Source organism: Lacticaseibacillus casei DSM 20011 = JCM 1134 = ATCC 393 (assembly GCF_000829055.1).
GTDB lineage: Bacteria > Bacillota > Bacilli > Lactobacillales > Lactobacillaceae > Lacticaseibacillus > Lacticaseibacillus casei.
The window spans coordinates 1139996-1162702 of sequence record NZ_AP012544.1 but is presented as its reverse complement, the minus strand read 5'-3'; the positions used below and the strand labels follow the sequence as shown (position 1 = coordinate 1162702).

Here is a 22707-nt window from a genome sequence, read left to right as displayed (position 1 = left end):
TATTGTACCCCCTAGTTGCGAATTTTTTCGATAACTCTGAGTTTAGCGCTATGTGCACGGTGGTTTTCAGCTAACTCATCAGTGCTTGGTAAAATCGGCTTGCGCGTGACCAAACGATAGTGCGGCTGGGCAGATGCCGGAACAACCGGCAAACCGCGTGGAACGTCTTGAACTGACGAAACTTCTTTAAACATGGTCTTAACCAGCCGATCTTCTAACGATTGAAAAGTGATCACGCTGATGCGTCCATTGACATTGAGTAACTTCAATGCCTGCTCCAACGATGATTCCAGTGCTGACAATTCGTCATTGACCGCAATTCGAATCGCCTGAAACACCTTCTTGGCAGGATGGCCACCGGTGCGCCGGGCCTTGGCAGGAATCCCTGCTTTAATCAAATCCACAAGCTGAAAGGTCGTGGTAATCGGACTTTCAGCTCGGGCTTGCTCAATCCGCCGCGCAATCTGTTTGGAAAAGTGCTCCTCCCCATAACGCGAAAAGATACGAACCAACTCCGCGTAAGGCCATTCATTCACAATAGTCTTGGCATCGAGTGTTTGACGCTGATCCATGCGCATGTCCAGCGGTGCATCGAAGCGATAGGAAAAGCCGCGCTTGGAATCATCAAATTGCGGTGATGAAACGCCCAGATCATACAAAATACCGTCGACATCGGAAATGTCCAAATCAGCCAGTGCTGCCGTTAGTTCCCGAAAGTTACGGTGAACCAGCTTCAGTTGCGGCGGTAAATCGCCAAAGCTAGCGGTCACGGCAGCAATAGCGGCTTCGTCCTGATCAAACGCGATCAAGCGCCCTGTTGTCAGTTGCTTTAAAATCTGCCGGGTATGGCCACCGCGACCCAGCGTGGCATCAACATAGGTACCATCAGGTTTCACGGCTAAAGCTGCCGTTGCTTCTTTTAATAGAACCGTTTCATGTTTGAATTCTGTCATCACTACAACCCAAAGTCCGTTAAGTTTTCCGAAATATCATCAAAGTTTTCTTCAGCCGTGTCAGCAAATTCCTGCCAGCGCTCGGCATCCCATACTTCAATGCGACTATTGACGCCGACAAGCACGCATTCCTTTTTCAATGCTGCATGCTTAAACAGCGACTTAGGAATGTTAATCCGCCCCTGCTTGTCAATTTCACACTCAGTTGCGGCCGAAAAAAGAAAGCGGGTGAAGGTACGGGCATCTTTTTTGGCTAACGGTAACGTTGCCAGTTTGGCCTGCAGCTTGTCCCATTCGGCAATTGGATAACCAAAAAGACAGCCATCCATGCCGCGGGTTAACACAAACGATGCCCCCAGTTGCTCACGGAATTTGGCTGGAATAATCAGGCGCCCTTTAGCGTCAATACTGCGTTCAAATTCACCCATGAGCATAGCTGGCACCTCCCTACGATTTTTAGTCTACCACAACGCCCCACTCTTCTCCACATCTAACCACAATTGAAACAAAATTTAGTTATTTTATGTTTTAAAGAACCTTTAAGACGCAAAAAAGTCCGTGATCACAAGGATCACGGACTTTTTTAAAACGTGGGTAGAAAGTGGGGACTTATCCCAAAAAGTAGATCAATATGCCGCCAAACCACCAACAAGTGGTGGCCAATGAGAGGATTCGGGTCAACATACGCCAATAACGGTGGATAATGAGATCATATTCACGAACGACCTGCCAGATAACCAGGATCAAAGCAATCACCATGGCTGTAAACAAAATCACCCAAATAAAATTCGGGGTTTTCGTAAAAGTCAGCTGAAAAATCGCCCAAAAATTAACCACTGTCAATAAGAAGAACCAAGAACCGCCATGAAAGTCAAAGTACACGACGGCCGCGACAACCATGCACCACACTAAAATCGGCAATCCCAACGCGAGCAACACCATGATAAGTCCTCCTGGAAGCAGCCGCCTGAAGCGCTGTCTATTGATACTATTCTAATTAACCCTACCCAAAGCGAGGATAAGCGTCAAGCTTGATTTAGTTGAAAGATGGACCACTGCAGTGCCAACTCATGCCGAACAATTTCAACACTACTGTCATTCATCACAAAGTAGAACTTTGCGAACCGTTAAAAAATGGCAACTTTTTCAAAATCCCCCCAGCATCTCAGTTGCCGATCCTCGCAAAAGCCAGTACAATGAGAGCCAGCAGAATAACAAAGGTGGTGTTTTCGGTGCAGAAAAAGAAAAAGTCTAAATTTCAAAAAATGACGATCATCAGCGCTTGGGTGATGATTATCATTACTGTGCTCGGCGTCGTTCTCGGTGCCCTCGCTAGTTTGCAACTTATCTAAACCGATCACCCAAGGACCATCGTAGAATAACTTGCTAAAAAGACCTAACGACACGATTCGTCTGTCGCTAGGCCTTTTTTCTTGTGCTCGCACCGGTTGTGTCACAGAATCGGGGCCAACAACCGCGAGAGTTCCTCTCCCAGTCGGGCAGGCCGTTTTTTGGCATCGATAACCTTTTGCGTATACGGCATTGCCCGCTCCATGTCGGCAAGAAAAAGTTTCTGGAATATTTTGCCGATCCGATGATCATAAATGAACGCGGCAATTTCAAAGTTCAGTTTAAAGGAACGAATGTCAAAGTTGGCGGTTCCGGTAGAAACATATTTACCATCGACCACAATGGTTTTGGCATGCAGGAAACCTTCCTCATACAAGAACGCCTGACCACCATTAGCCACGACTTGATTCAGGTAAAACTGCGAGGCTTTGGCCATCAGTTCCTGATTGGTTTTCTTCGGAATCATAATACGGACATCGATACCGGCGTTGGCCGCGATCGTCAACGCATCCAGCAAGCTGTCATCCGGCACGAAATACGGCGACTCGATCCAGATACTGCGCTTAGCCTGATTGATGAGACCCAGATAACCCAGTTTAATTGCCTCAACCTGCTGCTCCGGTCCTCCGGCAACCACTTGCATCGTTGTATTACCAGTGACAAGCGGTTCACGGAAAAGAACGTCAACATTTTTAACCTGTTGCTTTCGACTGGTACCGTTCCAGTCCATCAGAAAACGCGCTTGAATCACGGCAACTGCCTTACCCTGAATCCGGAGCTGGGTATCACGCAATGTGGGCAAGCCGTGATGCTCTTTCCCTAAATTAAAGCCTCCCAAGTACGCCAGATTTCCATCAATGACAATCAGTTTACGGTGATTTCGAAAGTTAATTCGCGGGTTCCATCGCCCAAGCTTCGTCGCCACAAACCGCTCAACCTGGCCACCGGCATCGGTTAACCCTTTCCAGAAACTGATCGGCAAGCCGTGAGAGCCAAAAGTATCGTACAAAACGCGCACGGTAATCCCAGCATGTGCCTTTTCAATTAATAAGTCCCGTAACTGGCGGCCTACTGCATCCGGCTGAATCGTGTAGGCTTCGATATGAATATGCTCGGTTGCTAACCCGATGTCTTCAAACAGCTGCTTGAAAAAAGCTTCGCGCAACGCCAAAACCTGAACCTCGTTATGGGTGGTCACCAAAGCATCATCGGCCCGCAATAGCGTGCGAACCAGCTCGGAAACGCCGCCGCTACCAGGGGTGCCAATTAACGGCTGGCCGGCTGCAAGGGCTTCCTGCTGCTGAACGACCAGGTCATTGATGCCTAAAAGCCGTTGCGTCATCAAGTCTTGCATGCGATTAGCCCGCAACTTACGGCCAAACACAAAATAAATGATAAAACCCACAAACGGCAGCAGCATCAATACCAGCAGCCACGCCCATACTGCGGAGATGTCACGATGCGAGCGAAAAACCGTCACAATCGCAATCAACGCATTCACAAGATAAAGCCCGCCAAAAATCAGCCCAAGCCACATAAACTTGCCTCCTCGCCAGATTCACGCTAAATGATGCCATATCAGACTGCTTGCCAGCCAATCGCATGGCAATGATTATACTCTACTTTACCGACAAGGCAGCGTAAAAGTCCAGTGGTGCTGACGTAACGACGGCTCATTCTCGCTCCGTTTTCCTTCTAAAGATTGGGGCCCTACCCACATCCTCTGACAATAAAAACGCTGGGGAAAATGCTACGGTCAGACGAATCAGTGCCGGTCGCAATCGCCAATCACTCTTCAACTTTACCGAACCACTTCTTTTGCAGTTTTGCGATGGTGCCATCGGCCTTCAATGCCTTCAAGCCAGCGTTGATTTTGCCGCGCAAGACATGGTCGGATTTCCGCATCCCCACAGCAAAATCTTCTGGCGGAAACGGATCGTTAACAATGTGATAGCTTGACGGGTCCGCTTTATGGGCAATGTAATAACGCGCATAAACCTCATCCATCAAAATGCCTTGAATCCGCCCCGCGTCCAAATCAATAAAGGCGTCATTGAACGTGTCGTAGAGAATCGGGGTTTTGTTGGCAATCATGTTCTTTAAGATTTTCGGTTGCGCGTCCAGGTCAAACGCGCCGCTTGACCCCGTCTGCACGCCTAGGGTTTTCCCTTTCATATCTTTCAATGAATTGATCTGACTCTTGGTTTTGGTAACCAGAATCTGGTGATTAATCAGGTAGTTGTCGGAAAAGGCAACTTTTTCTTTGCGTTCCGGCGTGACCGAATAGCCGTTCCAAATCAAGTCAATGGTTTGATTTTTCAGTTCGGTTTCTTTCATGGACCAGTCAATTGTCTGAAAATCAGCTTTGATGCCATAGCGCTTAAAGACGGCCTTTGCCAAATCAATGTCATATCCGGCAAGCTGACCATTCTTTTGGCGAAAGCCCATCGGCACGAATGTATCGTCTAAACCAATCACGACTTTTTTAGTGCGCTCAATCCGCGGCCAGGAATTGCTGACGGTTTCGCGCGCACAGCCGCTGATAATAAAGCCTGCCATGGCCAAAACGACCATGACGGCTAATAAAATTCGCCGTTTCATTGGCCATCACCGCCTTTGCCAACGTGATAAGTCGTGTCCGCAACACTCTTGGCAAAGTCCATATCATGAGTCACCACGACCTGTGTCATCCCGGAAGCCTTAAACTGATTGACCATTTCGGCCACGTTCTCCCGCAACAACGGATCCAGCGCGCTGGTCGGTTCATCATACAAAAGAATTTGTGGATTCAACGCCAACGCCCGCGCGATCGCGACCCGTTGCTTTTGTCCACCGGAAAGTGAATACGGATATGCCTGAGCCTGATCGCTTAACGCCAATTGATCCAGCAATTTCTTGGCAGTCGCATCTGTTTGCTGTTGATCGATTCCTTGTAATGTTGGTGCCAGCGTGATATTCCGCATCACGGACAGATTCGGAAAAAGCTCAAAGTTTTGAAAGACAACACCGATGATCCCTTGTTTACGCATGGCCTGCGCAGTTGTCGGCTCGCCGTTCCAGATCATGGTACCTGAATCAGCCTGCTCCAGTCCGCTGATAATCCGCAGCAGTGTCGTTTTCCCGGCACCGCTGGGACCAACGATCGCTAGGGTTTTACCATCTTCAATGGTCACTGTGACATTTTTCAAAACCGGTCGGCCGTTAAAAGATTTGTTGATATTTTTCAGTTCTAACATGTTCGATGCCTCCTAGCGATAGTAAGAAAATGCTGCTTCGATCCGTTTTTGCAAGAAGGTCAGGATCAGCGTCAGCAACAGGTAGATCACCCCAACCAAGACAAGCGGCAACAAGGTGACATCACGGGCACTGGCAATATTCCCGGCCCGCAGCAGATCGCCTAAGCCGATGACATAAACCAAGCTGGAGTCCTTCACGAGGTTGATGACTTCGTTACCGATGGACGGCAACACGATTTTAACGACTTGCGGAATAACAACATACCGCAGTGCCTGCCAGCGCGTCATGTTTAAAACAGTGCTAGCTTCAAATTGGCCTTCATCAACGGCCCCAAAGCCGCCACGGAAGATTTCCGCGAAGTAGGCAGCGTAATTTAGAATAAAGGCAACTAAAGCCGCCGAGAATCGATCAAAAACAATCCCGACAATCGGTAAGCCATAAAAGATAAACATCAATTGCAACAATAATGGCGTGCCCCGAAAGACCCAAACGTAACCTTCCAAAAGACCCTTTCCTGCCTTGCCCAGAATCGATTTAGGTTTGGGAATCAGTCCCACTGATAAAATCAAGCCAAGTGGAATGGCGCCAACCAACGTGATGGCAAAAATCCCCAAAGTCATTTTCACACCAGATAATAAGGCCGGTAAAATCTGAAAAATATAAGTCATGGTGCTTCCTCCTTCAAATCCGTGACAACTTTACTGCCATGGTTTCTGTTCATTTTATTAAACGCGTTTTGTGGTTGGCGGGCCGTAACCGGTGACCGACTGATAATGCAAAAAAAGCGTCCTCTTGCATCAAGCAAGAGGACGCTTTTTTTTGCGCGGTACCACCTCAATTTGCCGACTGTTCACACAGTCGACCTCATGTGGTTGAAATCAACTTCATAATCATCATTCGAAATCGCAGTCATAAAAAAATCCTCTTACAGCAGCTTGCTGTAAGAGGACGGCTTAAACCGCGGTTCCACCTCAGATTTACCAATTGCTCACACAATCAGTCTCATGTAGTTATTTCAACCACGGCGATAACGAGCCCAACCGAGACGACCTACTAAGGTTCAATCGCCCACTCATGGATGTGTGATCAACGGATGACTGCCCGGTTCCCATCAACCCGGACTCGCTTAAAATCATGACCGCTCATCGATTCCACTCAACGCTTTAATGAATTGTCACTAAATTACACCGAAAATCATCGAAAGTCAACTATTCCTGAAGAATTGTTTAGCTTTTCACCGGGAACGTGATGGCCGACTCTTGGCGTCAGCACATCACACCGCCTGGTTTCGTTAGTTATGCCGATGAAAAAGTTTTGACCAGAAGCCTTGCTTTTTAAGGCGAATGTCCATTAACGGCACGCTGTCGCCCAACAGTCGCCGGGCAATATTGCGGTAACCTTTGCTGGCCAAATCATCCGGATCCATCACAATCGCTTCACCTTTGTTTGAGCTCTCAATCACACCGTCATCATCAACGATAATGCCCAGCAAATCGAGTCCCAGATGACTGGTGATTTCGTCAATGTCCATCGAGCGGCCATCTGCCAGCATATTTTGCCGAATACGGTTGATGATCAATCGCGGTTTAAGCGGCATATCCCGCAGTTCAAGCAAACCAACCACCCGATCGGCATCACTGACTGCCGAAATTTCCGGTGTGGTCACCACAATCGCCCCATCGGCAGCGCCCGTCGCATTGCGAAAGCCTTGCTCAATACCGGCAGGCGAATCAAGAATGATATAGTCAAAATCCGGCCGCAACTGTTCAACAATTTCGACAACCTGCTCGGGCTCTATGGCATCCTTTTCAGCATTTTGCGCCGCTGGCAATAAGTATAAAAGGTCATCAAAGCGTTTGTCTTTGATCAAGGCTTGATGCAATTTAGCCCGGCCGGTTGCGACATCGACAATGTCATAAATAATCCGATTAGATAGCCCCATGACCACGTCCAAATTACGCAAGCCAATATCAAGGTCCAATAAAACCACCCGCTTGCCCTGCAAAGCCAATGCGGTGCCGATGTTGGCCGAGGTGGTCGTTTTACCAACACCACCTTTACCGGAAGTAACCACTAACGCTGTACCCATCTACATTGCCTCCATTTGCTTGAATAATCGCGGCCGAAGATTCGCCAGTTCAGCCATTTTGGCGTGTGTCATTGTATGTAACTCACTTAAATAAGCGACTGGCTTGAGCGGATCATAGTGATCAGCGACAATCTCGATCACATCGGCAATTCGCACCTGGCTGGCCCCTTCAAGATCACCAACCACAACGGTGCGCGTATCCCCTTGGCTGCCAGCCTGCACCACGCCGCTGACCTTACCCATCACAAAAACATTTCCGGAAGCACATAAAGTCGCACCGGCATGCAGATCGCCCAAGAACAGCACATCACCCATGATGTCAATCGTTTGGCCAGACCGAATCACCCCACCAATACGATGCGTCATTTTGGCCGTGACCATATCTGCCACCACATCTTTGTCAACGACCGCACTGGTAATGCCGTTGATTGAAAAACGCGGATAATCAGCGAAAACCGATTGAATTTGGGCAAGCTGCTCTTCAGTCAACAAACGATTACCGGTTTCCAGGCGATAACTGACTTCACCAGTCGGCGTTTCTTCATACAGCTTCCCCAGTAACGTTTTCAGCGTCCCGATGATCTGCATAAAATCCGCCGTATCTTGAAGCTGCAGTGCCAGACTGTCGTTTCGACCTTTTAAGACCACACTGTCCACATCATCACCCCAAACTATTCTTCCGCTAAGTTAATCAATACCCGATGCAATGGACCATACACAATGACGAAAAGAATCAGATTGACCGTCAACCCCGGCCCCAAATGATTGGCAATCAGCATCACTACACTGGAACTGCCATAACCAATAAAATGATTCACAAAATAATTGGCGACACCATACAGCAATAGCGCAATGATATACACCATCCCGACAAAAACCGCGGTGTGCGGAATGCACGGCCGAATCTGACGCACGATATAAATCACTAACGCGAACAATAAAGCATTAACGCCTAATATGCCGGTGTAAAAGCTGTCAAAAATCAACCCGATCAAGGCGGCAATCCAGGTCGTGTACTTCTCTTCCGGAACTAGCAGGGTCACCATAACCAAGCCTAACAAAGTCAGCTGCGGCGTACCCATAAAACTCGGCCGCATAATCCACTGGGCTAATACGGATGCCAGACTGCCATCAATTAATAACAGCAAAAGCAGGATTGAAATAATCCACCAATGCCCTGTAAAGTGTTTTTCGTTCAACATATATCAGTCACCCTTGATTGTCCGCGAAATGACCGTCACAACCGTTACATCATTGAGATTCGCAGCCGGTGACAGATAAACGGTATTGGCAAGCCCATAGTCATCTTTTTTAACACTAGTGACTTCTCCGATAAGCAAACCTTTAGGGGTCATGCCGCCCAAGCCGCTGGTCACGACTTTATCGCCTTTTTTAATCGCATGCTCGCTGTTCAGTTCGCCAAGAACCAAGTCACCCGACTTTTCGTCATAGCCAGTGATGATCCCGTTAACTTCTTTATCCTCACTCGTTTCAACGGCGGCAGCGACGCGATCACTGGACTTATTGGCAGTCGATAGCATTTCGACTTTTGAACTGGTTCGATTGACTTCAACGATCCGCCCGACCAATCCGGATCCGGCCATCACCGGCATGCCTTTTTTAACCCCTGCCGCGCTGCCTTGGTTAATCACCACCATGTTCCGCCAATCACTCGGTGTTCGCAAAATAACGGCGGCACTGATCTGCGAGTAATCAGTCAAAGTACCGTTCAATTTCAACTGTTGTTTCAGCTGTTTGTTTTCGCGTTTCAGGGTTTGAACCTGTACTTTGGTCTGGGCCAGACTATCTAGCTGTTGTTTCAGGTGCTGATTCTCCTGGAACGTATCCATCAGGCTATGCACGTCATCCAACCCGTTACGGGCAAAATCCCCTGGTAAGGCAACCAACCGGCCACCGATGCCAACAACATCATTGGCAATCCGCTGAATAAATGGCGGGGTGTTGCGATTATTGCTCGCATAAATCGACCCAGCGACCAGACCAATACTGACCAGCAAAGCGATCATGAGGGCGATCAATTTTTTATTGGAAAAGAATTTCTGCATTGGTTCCTCCGTCACACTCGCGAAAAGAGGCCAGGATCCTTCATCCCAGCCTCTTGCCACACACAAACCATCTTTATTTATGGGCTGTTAACGTTTCTTTAAAACGTCAATATTCTTCAACGATTCGCCAGTTCCGATCGCAACGCAATCCAGCGGGTCTTGCGCGATGAAAACCGGTACTTTGGTTTCATCGGAAATGACATCCGGCAGATGCTTCAAAAGCGCTCCGCCACCAGTTAGCACAATACCGTGATCAATCACATCAGCCGCAATTTCCGGAGACGTTTCTTCCAGCGTCTCTTTAATAGCCGTGATGATGTCAAGCACGTTCTCATGAATCGCCGAGGCAATGTCCGTCGCCGAAATTTCAATCGTCTTAGGCAGACCACTTAACAAGTCGCGGCCGCGAACGGTCATCCCGTCAATGTCAGCGGCTTTTTCAACCGATGCCGACCCGATTTGAATTTTCATCGCTTCAGCGGTTCGTTCGCCGATTAATAAATTAAAATTCTGTCGCAAATGATTGATAATGGCTTCGTCAAACTTATCGCCAGCTACCCGAATGGAGCGACTCGAAACGATGCCGCCTAATGAAATCGTGGCAACATCGGTTGTGCCGCCACCGATATCAACGACCATACTGCCTGTCGGGTCCATAACCGGCAAGCCGGCACCGATCGCCGCGGCGTATGGTTCTTCAATCACAAACGCATCCCGTGCACCAGCTACTTTAGCTGCATCAATGACGGCACGCTTTTCAACTTCGGTAACCCCACTTGGCACGCAAATCATCACCTGCGGATGGCTGCCATTACCCAATGCTTTTTGCATGAAGTATTTCAACATGGCCGCAGTTGTGTCGTAGTCAGCGATGACCCCATCTTTCATTGGTCGGATCGCCACGATATTGGTCGGGGTACGACCGATCATGTCGCGGGCTTCTTCACCAACGGCAATGACTTCTTCCGTCTGGGTATTCTTCGCGACCACGGAAGGCTCATTTAAGACAATGCCCTTGCCGTCGACGTAAACTAAGGTATTTGCGGTGCCAAGATCGATCCCGATATTCTTTGATCCAAATCCAAACAAGACGTTCTCTCCTTATGCTGACTCATTTCGTATTAACTCCATGCATTATAGCATATTTATTTCTGTGACAAAATGTGAAACCGCCTGATTTTGGCACCTTACCGCCAATTTCAAAAAACCTTACAATTTTCTTGAATTAATTAAAGTCAGGATCGTCTCGGGCAAAAGAATAAAACGCCTTCCCGCCGATAATCAAATGATCCAGCAAATTCATCCCTAGCAACGCCGCCGCTAACTGAAAACGGGTTGTCGTATCGCGATCTGCCTGACTCGGCGCCGGATCGCCACTGGGATGATTGTGAACCATAATGAGATTTGTGGCACTCAACTTTAATGCTTCACGAAATACCACCCGCGGATCGGCCAATGCGGAATCGACCGTACCAATCGCCACAGTTTGCTCGGTAATAATCTGATTTTTGCCATCTAAAAACAAAATCAGCATGGACTCCTGATTAGCACCGGCAAAACGCGAAACCATGGTCTTGCCTAACTGTTCGCTATTTTTAATCTGCCCATAACGCACGGATTGTCGGCGCATCACCCGGCGGCCCAGTTCTACACCTGCCAAAATACTGGCGCGTTTGGCCGCACCTAAGCCGCAAATGTGATCCAATGAGTCACCATCGCCTTCCGCCAAACCTTGTAATGCCGGATAGGTTGCCAACACCTCACTCACGATTTCTTTGACCGGATAATGCTGGTTTCCCGCCCGCACAATCAGTTGCAGCAATTCCGCATCTGTCAGTGCTGCCGGTCCGTGTGCCAATAACCGTTCACGCGGTTGTTCAGTTGCATCTGCCATCGTTTTCCCCCTGGTAGCACACGTACAGGTCGCATCAGTTCAAGTCCCACATTGCGTTTCGAGCTGATGCTGATTGAATGTCCTGGTTGCGCGCTGCGATTTTGAGCCAATTCATGACTCACTAGGAAGATTACGCAAATGTAGCATGCTTTTGCAGCCAATCAGGCAGTTCGGTGATGTATGATAAAATGGCCGTCGCTTTCTCTTCCGGTTGCTGGGCGATGCCGGGAATCATGATCACAGGCAGGCCGGCACCCTCTGCGGCCGCCACCCCGACGTGCGTGTCTTCGATGACGATCGCCGGGTCAGCACCTAAATGCCTTTTTATGACCTGATACACTTCGGGATCCGGCTTATGCGCCTTGACATCACTACCAGTCAAAATCGGGTCAAACCAGTCTTGCCAACCGGCTGCGGCCAAAACCACATCGACATAATGTTGAGCACTACTGGTTGCCAATGCCAGCCGATAACGAGCAGCCTGCAGCGTTCTCAAGGCTTCATCAGCTCCTGGCAACACAAAATCGGCACCATTGCGAATCCGATCCAACACATCCTTGGTCGAAAATTCTTGAAACCACGCAGCATTTTCCGACCCCACAAGATCTGCAATAATTTTGGCTTCGTTTGGCCCCGCCGAACCGACTAACGGGCGAAAATCATCTTCGGTTCGCTTCAATCCCAACTCAGCTGCGGCGCGCACGTTGCTTTGAAGATAAATTGCTTCGGTATCAACCAAGGTCCCGTCCAGATCAAAAATCACGGTTGTTGTCATGACTTTCCCTCCAATAAAGTTTGGCGTGCGGCAGCAGCGAGATACAAGGATCCTGTGATCACAATCGGCTGGTCAGGATCGGCATCCAGACTGGCCGCCAATGCCGCCTGCCATGAGTTTTTTAACTGTCCTTCATGAAGCCTTTGGTACCCGGCTTCAGGTAATGCACGTGGTGTCCCCGGCACTGGCACGAGGTAAACAGTCGCAAATGCCCGTGTCAGCATATCTGCCATCGATGCATAATCCTTATCGGCCAAAATACCGGCAATCACCGTAACCGGTCCGGAAAACAGTTCATGCAACGCGACGACCAACCCCTTGATACCGTCCGGATTATGCGCACCATCCAGCACAATAAACGGCGAATCGCTAATCTTCTCAAGCCGCGCCGGCCAGCGACTGGCCGCAAGTCCTTGGCGAATATCGCGCGCCGTCAACGGCCAGTCGGTTACCTGTGCATAAATTTTAGCGGTTTTAATTGCAATCGCCATATTGCGCTGTTGATAATCACCGACTAATGGAACGGTCAGATCCGCTAACGATCCGTCTTCATCCTGGTACGCCAACCGCTGCCCCCAACCGTGCAGTTTGGCTTTGGGAACAGTGAAATCCCGACCGAAGCGAAACCACTGACTGCCGGTGGATTGCGTTTTGGCCGCCACCACTGCCGCTGCTTCGGGTACCAAGTCACCGGTAACGACCGGAACTCCGGGCTTGATAATACCAGCCTTATGCGTCGCAATCGCCGCGATGGTATTGCCTAACAATTTCTGATGATCCAGTGCCACCTCTGTCAACACACTCACAACCGGCGTGATGACATTGGTTGAATCGGTATCTCCGCCAATGCCGACTTCAATGACCGCTACATCAACGCGGCGCTGACGAAAATACCAAAACGCTAAGGCCGTGACAAATTCAAACTCGGTTACATTAAAGTCAGGCTGAGCGGTGCGCAAGTCATCAAGTGCTGCCCGGGCGACCGCAACCGCCTGTACCAGTTCATCATCGGGAATCGGCTTATGGTCAATCATCATGCGTTCATTGAAACGCATAATAAACGGCGAGGTAAACAACCCCACTTTCAGCCCGCCAGCTTCCAGCACATGGGCAATGGCATTAGCCGTCGATCCTTTCCCGTTCGTGCCAGTGATATGAATATAGTGACCTTCTTTCTGCGGGTCACCGAGCGCGTGTAACAACGTCAGAATACGACGATGATCGCCGGTTTTGGCTAAACGCGGAAAAGAATGAATATAAGCAACACTTTCAGAGTAGTTCATCGTTAACTTCCTTCAATCGTGACATCCATACAGACACCGCCTTTGCAGCGCCTCAATATGGCTTAATCATACCAGAAAATGCTGGTCGGCTCGTTCACTGACAACGGAAATTTTTGTCAGATTCAGGTGAACACAAGGATTTACGTGTACAAAAAAGAGGTTGGATCATAATTCATCGCCACAATAAAAAGGTGAACATACTCTGCATTGCGCGCAAAATATATTCGCCTTTTTGTTTCCCTGAGGTAATTCGGTGAGGGTATTTAAGATATTAGTGCCAAAGCGGAGCAATCGTAGGCTAGATGGGGATCAGTCGTGCCCTCCGCTCTAGCTTCGCGTCGCCACCCCAGATAGCCGGAGATTGCGGAGTTTGGCACGGATCGGAACTCATTGCCTAAGGCTTTCTGCTTCGTTCGAAATCCAACCAATTGAGAACAAGTGGCCAGGGCCAGGGCCAGAACCATGGCTCAATCTCTTACCCCTGCTGCAGCTGCTCAAGCCGCTGCTGGGTGCTGCTAAGCTGATCAGCGAAGTCGCTGCGTTTATTGCGTTGTTCGGCAACAACCGCTTCAGGTGCTTTGGACAGGAAGCCTTGATTGTTGAGTTTCTTGTCAATTCGGGCAATTTCCTGTTCAAGCTTCTTGGCATCTTTGGTTAACTTGGCCTTTTCTTCATCCAAATCGACCAATTCATTGAGCGGAACAAAAATCGTTGCCCCGGTAATGACGGCACTGCCAGCCATTTTCGGCTCTGCTACATCGGTTCCGACGGTGAATTCCTTGCTGTTAACAAACCGATCGATGAAATCGAAGTTCTGGTCAAAAATCGGCTTCAGAGCAGGGTCCGTCAACTTCACGATAATATCAACCTTGGTCTTAAGCGGTGCGCCTGCTTCTTTACGAATACTGCGAACGCCGCGGATGAGCGCAATGATGGCATCCATCGCACTGGTTGCGTCGGCATTTTCAAACGCAGTGTTTTCCACTGGGTAGCTGGCGGTCACGATGGATTTGCCAGTGTGCGGTAAAGCCAACCACAACTTCTCGGTCACAAACGGCATCACTGGGTGCAAAAGCCGCAGAATCTGATCAAGTGCATAGGCCAGATTAACCCGTTTAGCTGCTTTCGCCTTTTCATCATCGCCGTACAGAACTTCCTTGCTCATTTCAACATACCAGTCCGCAAAGACATTCCAGGTAAAGTTGTAGAGGGTCCGACCCATTTCGCCAAATTCAAACCGTTCAGACAGATCGGTAACCTGCTTAATGGTTTCGTTTAATTGCGAAAAAAGCCACTTATCGGATAAGTCAAATGTGCTTGGATCAGGCTGCTGCGGCTTGTCCAGATCGCCTAGATTCATCATCACGAAGCGTGAAATATTCCAAATCTTGTTGATGAAATTCCAGGCAGCTTCAACCTGTTTGTAACTAAACCGCGTATCCTGTCCCGGCTTATTACCTGTGATCAGGAACCACCGCAAGGCATCGGCGCCATATTTTTCAATGACGTCCATTGGGTCAATCCCGTTTCCTAGCGACTTGCTCATCTTGCGGCCTTGTTCGTCCCGCATCAGGCCGTGAATCAGCGTGTATTGGAATGGTCGCTCGCCGGTGAAGTGTAATCCTTGGAAGATCATGCGGGCAACCCAAAATGGAATAATGTCGTAGCCTGTGACCAAGGTGTTGGTCGGATAATACCGCTTATAATCCGGCGCATCGGTATTCGGCCACCCCATCGTGGAAAATGGCCACAAAGCACTGGAAAACCACGTGTCCAGCACATCAGGATCCTGTTGCCAATTTTCAATATCTTTCGGCGCTTCCATACCGACGTAAGTTTCACCGGTGTGCTTGTTGTACCAAGCCGGAATCTGATGGCCCCACCATAATTGCCGGGAAATGACCCAATCGTGAATATTTTCCATCCATTGCAAATAAGTGTGCTCAAAGCGCTCCGGAACAAAGGTTACTTTCTTGTCGCTTTCCTGTTGCGCCTTGATGGCTGCTTCAGCGAGGGGCTTCATTTTGACAAACCACTGCGTCGACAACCGCGCTTCGACTTGCACCCCGGTCCGTTCACTATGGCCAACGCTATGCACAATCGGTTCGACTTTAAGTAACAGGCCTTCCTTGTCCAAATCCGCCACCATGGCTTTACGGGCTTCAAAACGATCCATCCCATTGTATTTGCCGGCATTTTCATTCATCGTGCCGTCATCGTTCATGGTATTGATGCGCTTCAGATCATGGCGATTGCCAACCTGAAAGTCGTTAGGATCGTGCGCTGGGGTGATTTTAACGGCCCCGGTTCCGAAGTCGGGATCAACGTAGGCATCCTCAATGATTGGAATTTTGCGGTTAGCAAGCGGCAAAATCAATTCCTTGCCAACCATATCTTTGTAACGCTTATCGCCGGGATGAACGGCCACCGCAGTATCGCCCATCATGGTTTCCGGACGGGTCGTGGCGATTTCGATATACCCGCTACCATCGGCAAACGGATACTTAACGTGGTAAAACGCGCCTTTATCGTCTTTATGAATGACTTCGATATCGGACAATGCCGTGCGGGCTTGAGGATCCCAGTTAACGATATATTCGCCGCGGTAAATCAGGCCTTGTTTGTAGAGTTCGACAAACACCTTGCGAACGGCTTCGTTCAGGCCCTTATCCAAGGTGAATCGTTCACGGCTGTAATCCAATGACAAGCCCATCTTCGCCCACTGGCCGTGAATGGTTTTGGCAAATTCATCTTTCCATTCCCAGACCTTCTGGACAAACTTTTCGCGGCCTAAGTCATAGCGACTAATGCCTTCCTTGCGCAATTTGGCTTCAACTTTCGCCTGCGTGGCAATTCCGGCATGGTCCATCCCTGGCAGCCACAGCGTATCAAAGCCTTGCATCCGCTTTTGGCGAATCACAATGTCCTGCAAGGTTGTATCCCAGGCATGGCCCATATGCAGCTTCCCGGTTACATTGGGTGGCGGAATGACAATCGAATACGGCTTGGCTTTTGGATCACCGCTTGGTTTAAAAACATCTTCGTCCAGCCATTCCTGATAGCGGCCTGCTTCGACCGCTTTATGATCATATTTTGGTGCTAATGTTTCATCACTCACTGGCTCCACCTCACAAATTTTTTCTGTCCATCCAGGTTTTCGGGACCGCGGTATGCAGATTTGTCGACCGCGTTGGTTCGTGCTTCCTATAACGCGTTCGCCGGCGCAGAAGCTTGCGTGTAAGCGCGCCGGCTCACGCTCCCACAAAAAAAGCCCTAATTTATATAAAAATTAGGACGATTTCATTCGCGGTACCACCTAAATTGGGAATGACTTCCCCACTTAATTCAGGATAACGGCTGTCACCGGCCGTTCCTTACTCACTTCAGGACGGCAGCTCACAAGCTACAATCACGACCCCTTTTCGAGATTCACACCAACCATCTCGTCGCTGGGAAAAAAGGTCATGACCCTCTTGATCATTGCATTAGCTGCATTATAACCCGCGGACATGGCAGGGTCAACGCCGTCATGATTGCTTCAAAGGTGCTTGTCATGATTGCTTCAAAGGTGCTTTTTGTTCTTGTGCAAGCTTGTTTTGATGGTCAACAAACAGTAACGCTTGTAATTCACTGGTCAAATCAATATAACGAATTGTTGTTTCGGGTTGGGCGGGAACCGGCTTAGGTGCAAAGGTTAAAATCGCCGTTATGCCGTTAGCTTCAAGTTGGCTAATCACCGCTGCCTGCGCAGAACTCGGCACACAGACAATCGCGGTGTGCATACCTGGACGGATTTTTTCGGATAAGGTCGCCAAGTTATAAATCGGAATGCCGGCAATCGTTGTCCCGATCAATCTGGGATCCGTGTCAAAGCCCATCACAATGGATAAGTCGGGATTACGCCGAAAATTATTGGTCAGCAGCGCGCGCCCCAGATTCCCACAGCCGACCAGCAGCATCTGCTCTTCGGAGTGAACCTCTAACAGCTCGCCAAAAACTTCCGCAAGCAAATCAACCGAATAGCCGTAACCACTGCGGCCCAGGTCGCCAAAATTGGAAAAATCGCGGCGAATGGTGGCTGGGGCAATATGAACCAACTTGCTTAACCGATCCGAGCGCACCCGTTTGACACCCGATTGTTGTAAAGCTTTGACCGTTCGATAGTAAACCGGAATGCGTTTAATCGTTGCTTGCGACAATGCTTGTTTATTGACGACCAAGATGAACACCTCCGCACCTATTTGTTAAATTTTTCACATATTCAGTTTAACAGATGTAAGCGATTTTATCCACCTTTTTCATGCCAAAAAATTGGCGAATAGCAGATTGTGCTTAATGTTGACTCAGTTGCCAACGATGCAGGAGATTATCATCTATAAGCATAAGAAAGCGGTTTCGCAAAGTCGCGGCTAAAATGATGAGATTTTTTGTGAACTTTTTCTTTTAGACAACAAAATAACACCGGGCGGCAGAGGTAACAAATTCGTTACCATCTGCGTCCGGTGCCATTAAGCTTTAAAGCAACTCAGCAATAACGTCCTGATCCTGATTCATAAACTGGTCGGAGGACTTAATCTCCTGAATCTTGATTCCGGCTAATGCACGCGTCATCAGCCCGTCAACATCCAGTTTGCTTTCATAATAGCGCGCGCGATCGGTCTTGGGTTTGGTCTTCGGGGATGGCGGCGCAAAAATCGTGCAACAATCCTCAAACGGCATGATTGACAAGTCATACGTGTCGATTTTTTCCGCTTCGGCAATGATTTCATTCTTATCCATTGTCGCGACCGGTCGAATAATCGGCATGGTCGTCACATCGTTAATTGCCGCCATGGACTCCAACGTTTGTGACGCCACCTGCCCGACCGATCCACCGTTGAAAATGGCCAGATCGCCACGCTGTTTGGCAATTGCTTCGGTGAGGCGCAACATCATCCGCCGTTGAATGGTCATCAGATAGCCTTCCGGAACTTTTGCCTTGACGTCTTCCTGGATTTCGGTGAACGGTACTTCAATAAAGTAAATCCGCCCGACATACGGGGTCAATTTAGCAGTCAGTTGCTTAGCCTTATTTAACGCCTGCTGACTGGTATAAGGCGGGCTGAAAAAGTGCACCATTTCAATGTCGACGCCTCGCTTCAACGCGTAATAACCTGCCACCGGCGAATCAATGCCGCCGCTAAGCATCAACGCTGCACGCCCAGCCGTCCCGACTGGCAAGCCACCTGCACCCTGAATGGTCTTGGTTGACAGATAAATGGCCTCGCGCCGAACTTCTACACGCAGGATCATATCAGGATGATGCATTTTAACCACTAGATCCGGCCGCTTATCCGTCAAAAAGTCACCGAGGTCCAGATTCATCGCATTCGTGTCCAACGCAAAATCATGGTCACTGCGCCGCGTATTTACCTTATAGCTAATGCCTTTAAGTGCCGTTTCGTTCATCAGCTGCAAGGCAACTTCATGCACTTTGGTCATATCTTTTTCAACGGCGATACCCGGGGAAAAATTCTGAATGCCAAAAACCTGCGATAGCCGTGCCATCACCTGATCACTGGGTTCGCCATTCAACTCGATATGCATCCGGTCCCGTTTTGGCCGAATCGTCAGCTTAGGGAACTCATGCAACGCACGCGTCACATTACCATTCAGGCGTCCGATGAAAGCTTGGCGATTCTTGCCTTTGGTCGAAAGTTCGCCGTAACGAACCATTATTTCTGAATATTGCATCTTAAAATCCTTTCAGTTAGACAGTCGCCTTATCAAGTTTGGCAAACTTCGCATAAATCTGGTCAAATGCGTCATTAAACGCATCAGCCTCGGCTAGCGTATTGGCTTCATCAAGGCTAACCCGAATCGCCGACGTCGCAATTTTCGGATCAGTATGCATCGCCGCCAGCGTACTGCTTTCTGTGCCTTTTTTGCTTGAGCAGGCGCTAGTTGTCGAAATATAAATCGCATGATCTTCAAATGCATGGACAATCGTTTCGCCGCGCACCCCGGCAATAGCAAAACACAGAACATGCGGTGCAAAATCCGGCGTCAACTGACTAAACATTGTCACTTTAGGCTTTTGGCTAACATGATCATAAATACGTTTGCGAACCGCCTGTTGCTGGGCAACATTGTCGTCTTCGTTTGCTAACAACAACCGCAACGACTTTGCCATCGCCGCAATTGCCGGGACATTTTCGGTTCCTGAACGCCAATCACGCTCCTGGCCACCACCAGTCAGCAATGGATCGATCATGCGGCCTTCCTTAGCATAGATAAACCCGGTACCGCGCGGCGCATGGAATTTGTGCCCGGAAAAACTGAGAAAATCAATCCGAGGATCCTGCAAAGCCGCATCCAAGCCCTTACCAACCGCCTGAACCGCATCGACGTGAAAATGAATATTGGGATAAGCGTCCAAAACCCGTGCGGCCTGAACAATCGGCTGCATACTGCCAATCTCATTGTTCACGGCCATGATTGAAACCAGAATCGTATCCTTTCGAATCGCAGCCTTCAAATCATCGATATGAATAAAGCCGCGGTGATCAACCGGCAGGTACGTGACTTCAAAACCCAACTTTTCAAGTTGTTTCATGCTATTCATCACAGCTGGGTGCTCGATACTGGTCGTGATTAAATGCCGGCCAAACTCACGCTTCGCCATGGCCGTTCCCTTAATCACCCAGTTATCGCCTTCCGTGCCGCCGCTGGTAAAATAAATTTCATCCGGCTTAGCCCCAATCAACTTGGCAATCTGCGCCCGTGAACTCTGCAAAACCTCATCAGCCTTCGTCCCCAGCGCATGCAAACTACTCGGATTACCAAAAAAATCCGTGCTGACCTTATTGTAAGTCGCCAATGCATCAGGCGAAATCTTAGTCGTCGCACTATTATCAAAATAAATCATCAGCCGGCTCCTTCCGTTATTTAGACTGGGTTGAATTATAGACAAAAAGTTAGTAAGTTTCAAGAGAGCGCGAACAGGAGCGATTAGAAATCTCCACATAAGGACCTCAGGCCTAAATGGCCAAAGCCCAGCCATTTAGGCTTGAGGCCCTTATGTGGAGATTTCTGCGACTGTGAGCGCGTTTGTATCGGAGAACTATAGCAGTCCAAGGTGGTTTCTGGGCTGGTGAGCACGTTTTTCCCACGCCAACGCACCAAAACACTCACGCCAAAACAAAAGCCAGCCCAATCAGACTGGCTTCCCAATAACTCTAATATAATGAAGCTTTCTTCCGTGCAAGATAAGCATCTTCAACCTTCTGATAACTCCCCTGCTCGGTCTGTTCCAGCGCCGTGGCAAGTGTATCCGCAGCCTGCTGATAATCAAAATGCAAATAAAGTTCCGTGGCATGCTTCACGGCATCGGCCACCGGCTTAACCGTTGTCTTGTAGCGGTTAGCATACTGCATCAATTCTTCAGTCAGACCGGCAGCATCTATCAACGCACTGGTTGCCTTCTTCAAATCCTCAATATCGTTGGCAATTTTAATCAAGAACTTCGCAATCGCATCCATATCGATTTTAACTTGATTCAAATCGTGATTCAGCTGTTCGATTTCCGAGGTGACATGCTTCACCTGATCTACATAATCCTGCGGCAGTCCCGGCAAGTGGTGGCGAACAATTTCATGTTTGATATTGCGCATATCAAGCTCAAAGTTTTCTGCCTGCTTATTGGCAACAATCTCGCCTTTCTTCAAACCGGCCACATCTTGATTAATTTGAACCTGGTGCTTTTCAATTTCGGTTAATTGTTCTTTAGCCGCATCAAACCTGCCAATCACATCAGAATAAACCGCTTTGCCGGCCTCGATGGCATCAGTGTCTTTCGTATAATTGGCATCAATCGTGTCGAGTTGCATTTTTAGATTTTTGGCCGTTTTGATTTCATGATGATTCAGGGTATAACTTTGATCCAGATGCTCCAGCTCGGTTTGTAGCTCGCGATTCTGACGCAACGCATGGTCAATGAAACGCCGCAAGTCAGGGGTAGCCGCGTCAACCCGCTTCTTGGCTTGCATTTCCTTTTCCATAATCGCATACATCTTGTCGATCTCGGCTTCGATTTCGGCATTGGCCGCGGCAGTCGCAGCCACGTCAATCGACTTCAATGTGGCATTCGCGTCTTTCATTTTCGCTTCGACGTCCGCCACCATGCCTGGGATATCATCCGTGAAGACATAATGAGCGGTGGTTAATTGCCGATAGCCATGTTGAATCTCGTTAATCTGACCAGGGAACTCATTGACCTGTTCATTGACCAGCGGTGGCAATTCTTTGACCTGCTTTTTTAACTCGACCATTTGTTCAGCCAACTGCTTAATCTCTGCCTTGGCTGTTTGGTGATCGCCATCGTTGTTGATCTGGTCGATTTTTTGGAATAACTGGGCGAGTTGTTGCAGCCGTTGTTCCAACGCCGGCTGGGCATCGCCGAAAACAAAACTTTTGGCAAGGATGGTCTTGCGGGAAACCTGATAATCATCCCGCAGCCGCAACATTTTGCTCCGATTATCTGCTTCATCATGCCGAATATCCTGCAAGGCATCACTAATCAGTTCATATTGGTGGCGGGCCGTTTCGATTTTGCCTTCCAACACTTTTGCAATCTTAGAGGCGTGATCAAACCGGAATCGTCTGACCTGATCTTCCAAATCAAGCAAAATTTTCTGGAGATCTGCCAAGTCATGATCGTTTAATTGATCAAAAGCCCGCTCCCATTTGCCAAACGTCGCAAGGCTGTCGCCGGTCAGCTTCAGTTGCTCAATGCTGCGGATTTGACTCGAAAGCGCACCAATATCAATCGCCTCGACCTTTTCGTCTAAGTTCTTGATGCGAGTCTGAAAATAATGCTGCAGCCACCAGACACCGCCAGCGGCCACAATTATAATCACGACGATAATAAAGAACCAGATCATCCCTACACCCTCTGCTTTACCGATTATCTTTTCTGATTGCATTTCGCCCGCTTCACAGCTAAAATGCCGTTAAGTGTCAAAATACGAGAATATCCTAGCTACAAGTATCGCAAAAAAAGCCTTCAGTTAAAAGGCCTAT

General features: G+C 48.8%; 21 protein-coding genes and 1 other annotated feature. Of the genes, 1 reads left to right on the top strand and 20 read right to left on the bottom strand.

What is annotated here, in order from left to right; translation table 11 throughout:
• Positions 1–11: 11 nt before the first annotated feature.
• The 3 genes from rsmH to LBCZ_RS05880 all read right to left on the bottom strand — a co-directional run bounded on the left by rsmH (position 12) and on the right by LBCZ_RS05880 (position 1895).
• Positions 12–953 (bottom strand): 16S rRNA (cytosine(1402)-N(4))-methyltransferase RsmH, encoded by a 942-nt coding sequence (gene rsmH, locus LBCZ_RS05890; RefSeq protein WP_025013186.1) that lies wholly within the window; start codon positions 951–953, stop codon positions 12–14.
• Positions 954–955: 2 nt separating this feature from the next.
• Positions 956–1387 (bottom strand): division/cell wall cluster transcriptional repressor MraZ, encoded by a 432-nt coding sequence (gene mraZ, locus LBCZ_RS05885; protein ID WP_025013187.1) that lies wholly within the window; start codon positions 1385–1387, stop codon positions 956–958.
• A gap of 175 nt (positions 1388–1562) precedes the next feature.
• Positions 1563–1895 (bottom strand): hypothetical protein, encoded by a 333-nt coding sequence (locus LBCZ_RS05880; protein WP_025013188.1) that lies wholly within the window; start codon positions 1893–1895, stop codon positions 1563–1565.
• Between the two features lie 290 nt (positions 1896–2185).
• Between LBCZ_RS05880 and LBCZ_RS14435 the strand changes: the two genes are divergently transcribed.
• On the top strand, positions 2186–2305 hold the full coding sequence (locus LBCZ_RS14435; protein WP_003565145.1) for a DUF4044 domain-containing protein: 120 nt from the start codon (positions 2186–2188) through the stop codon (positions 2303–2305).
• Positions 2306–2406: 101 nt separating this feature from the next.
• Here LBCZ_RS14435 and cls read toward each other — a convergent pair whose 3' ends face one another.
• The 17 genes from cls to ezrA form a co-directional block, all read right to left on the bottom strand.
• Positions 2407–3840 (bottom strand): cardiolipin synthase, encoded by a 1434-nt coding sequence (cls, locus tag LBCZ_RS05870; protein ID WP_025013189.1) that lies wholly within the window; start codon positions 3838–3840, stop codon positions 2407–2409.
• 251 nt (positions 3841–4091) lie between these two features.
• Complete coding sequence (locus tag LBCZ_RS05865) at positions 4092–4904, bottom strand: amino acid ABC transporter substrate-binding protein (RefSeq protein ID WP_039638951.1); 813 nt, start codon at positions 4902–4904, stop codon at positions 4092–4094.
• Positions 4901–5539: an amino acid ABC transporter ATP-binding protein gene (locus LBCZ_RS05860; RefSeq protein WP_025013190.1), complete on the bottom strand. Its 639-nt coding sequence runs from the start codon at positions 5537–5539 to the stop codon at positions 4901–4903. Before LBCZ_RS05860 ends, LBCZ_RS05865 begins: the two co-directional genes overlap by 4 nt.
• 12 nt (positions 5540–5551) lie before the next feature.
• Complete coding sequence (locus LBCZ_RS05855; RefSeq protein WP_039638949.1) at positions 5552–6208, bottom strand: amino acid ABC transporter permease; 657 nt, start codon at positions 6206–6208, stop codon at positions 5552–5554.
• A 623-nt stretch (positions 6209–6831) separates the two neighbouring features.
• Positions 6832–7629, bottom strand: a complete 798-nt coding sequence (gene minD / locus LBCZ_RS05850; protein WP_039638947.1) for a septum site-determining protein MinD — start codon at positions 7627–7629, stop codon at positions 6832–6834.
• On the bottom strand, positions 7630–8286 hold the full coding sequence (locus tag LBCZ_RS05845; protein ID WP_025013191.1) for a septum site-determining protein MinC: 657 nt from the start codon (positions 8284–8286) through the stop codon (positions 7630–7632).
• Between the two features lie 14 nt (positions 8287–8300).
• On the bottom strand, positions 8301–8831 hold the full coding sequence (gene mreD, locus LBCZ_RS05840; RefSeq protein WP_025013192.1) for a rod shape-determining protein MreD: 531 nt from the start codon (positions 8829–8831) through the stop codon (positions 8301–8303).
• 3 nt (positions 8832–8834) lie between these two features.
• Positions 8835–9695, bottom strand: coding sequence for a rod shape-determining protein MreC (gene mreC / locus LBCZ_RS05835; RefSeq protein WP_010488695.1), 861 nt, complete (start codon positions 9693–9695; stop codon positions 8835–8837).
• An 87-nt stretch (positions 9696–9782) separates the two neighbouring features.
• Positions 9783–10784: a rod shape-determining protein gene (locus tag LBCZ_RS05830; protein ID WP_039638944.1), complete on the bottom strand. Its 1002-nt coding sequence runs from the start codon at positions 10782–10784 to the stop codon at positions 9783–9785.
• A gap of 136 nt (positions 10785–10920) precedes the next feature.
• Positions 10921–11589 (bottom strand): RadC family protein, encoded by a 669-nt coding sequence (gene radC / locus LBCZ_RS05825; RefSeq protein WP_025013193.1) that lies wholly within the window; start codon positions 11587–11589, stop codon positions 10921–10923.
• Positions 11590–11719: 130 nt separating this feature from the next.
• Complete coding sequence (locus tag LBCZ_RS05820; RefSeq protein WP_025013194.1) at positions 11720–12364, bottom strand: HAD family hydrolase; 645 nt, start codon at positions 12362–12364, stop codon at positions 11720–11722.
• Positions 12361–13647, bottom strand: coding sequence for a bifunctional folylpolyglutamate synthase/dihydrofolate synthase (locus LBCZ_RS05815; RefSeq protein WP_025013195.1), 1287 nt, complete (start codon positions 13645–13647; stop codon positions 12361–12363). The genes LBCZ_RS05820 and LBCZ_RS05815 overlap by 4 nt, the downstream gene beginning before the upstream one ends.
• A 475-nt stretch (positions 13648–14122) precedes the next feature.
• Positions 14123–16765 carry a valine--tRNA ligase gene (locus LBCZ_RS05810; RefSeq protein ID WP_039638943.1) on the bottom strand — a complete coding sequence of 881 codons (2643 nt, stop codon included), beginning with the start codon at positions 16763–16765 and terminating at the stop codon, positions 14123–14125.
• Between the two features lie 169 nt (positions 16766–16934).
• Positions 16935–17137 (bottom strand) — a binding site (T-box leader).
• Between the two features lie 61 nt (positions 17138–17198).
• Positions 17199–17867 carry a redox-sensing transcriptional repressor Rex gene (locus LBCZ_RS05805; RefSeq protein ID WP_025013196.1) on the bottom strand — a complete coding sequence of 223 codons (669 nt, stop codon included), beginning with the start codon at positions 17865–17867 and terminating at the stop codon, positions 17199–17201.
• A 295-nt stretch (positions 17868–18162) separates the two neighbouring features.
• Positions 18163–19380, bottom strand: coding sequence for a tRNA uracil 4-sulfurtransferase ThiI (thiI, locus tag LBCZ_RS05800; protein ID WP_025013197.1), 1218 nt, complete (start codon positions 19378–19380; stop codon positions 18163–18165).
• A gap of 16 nt (positions 19381–19396) precedes the next feature.
• Positions 19397–20554 carry a cysteine desulfurase family protein gene (locus tag LBCZ_RS05795; RefSeq protein ID WP_025013198.1) on the bottom strand — a complete coding sequence of 386 codons (1158 nt, stop codon included), beginning with the start codon at positions 20552–20554 and terminating at the stop codon, positions 19397–19399.
• A gap of 310 nt (positions 20555–20864) precedes the next feature.
• Entirely contained in the window at positions 20865–22568 is a 1704-nt protein-coding gene (gene ezrA / locus LBCZ_RS05790) for a septation ring formation regulator EzrA (protein ID WP_039638941.1), read from the bottom strand.
• Positions 22569–22707: the final 139 nt, after the last annotated feature.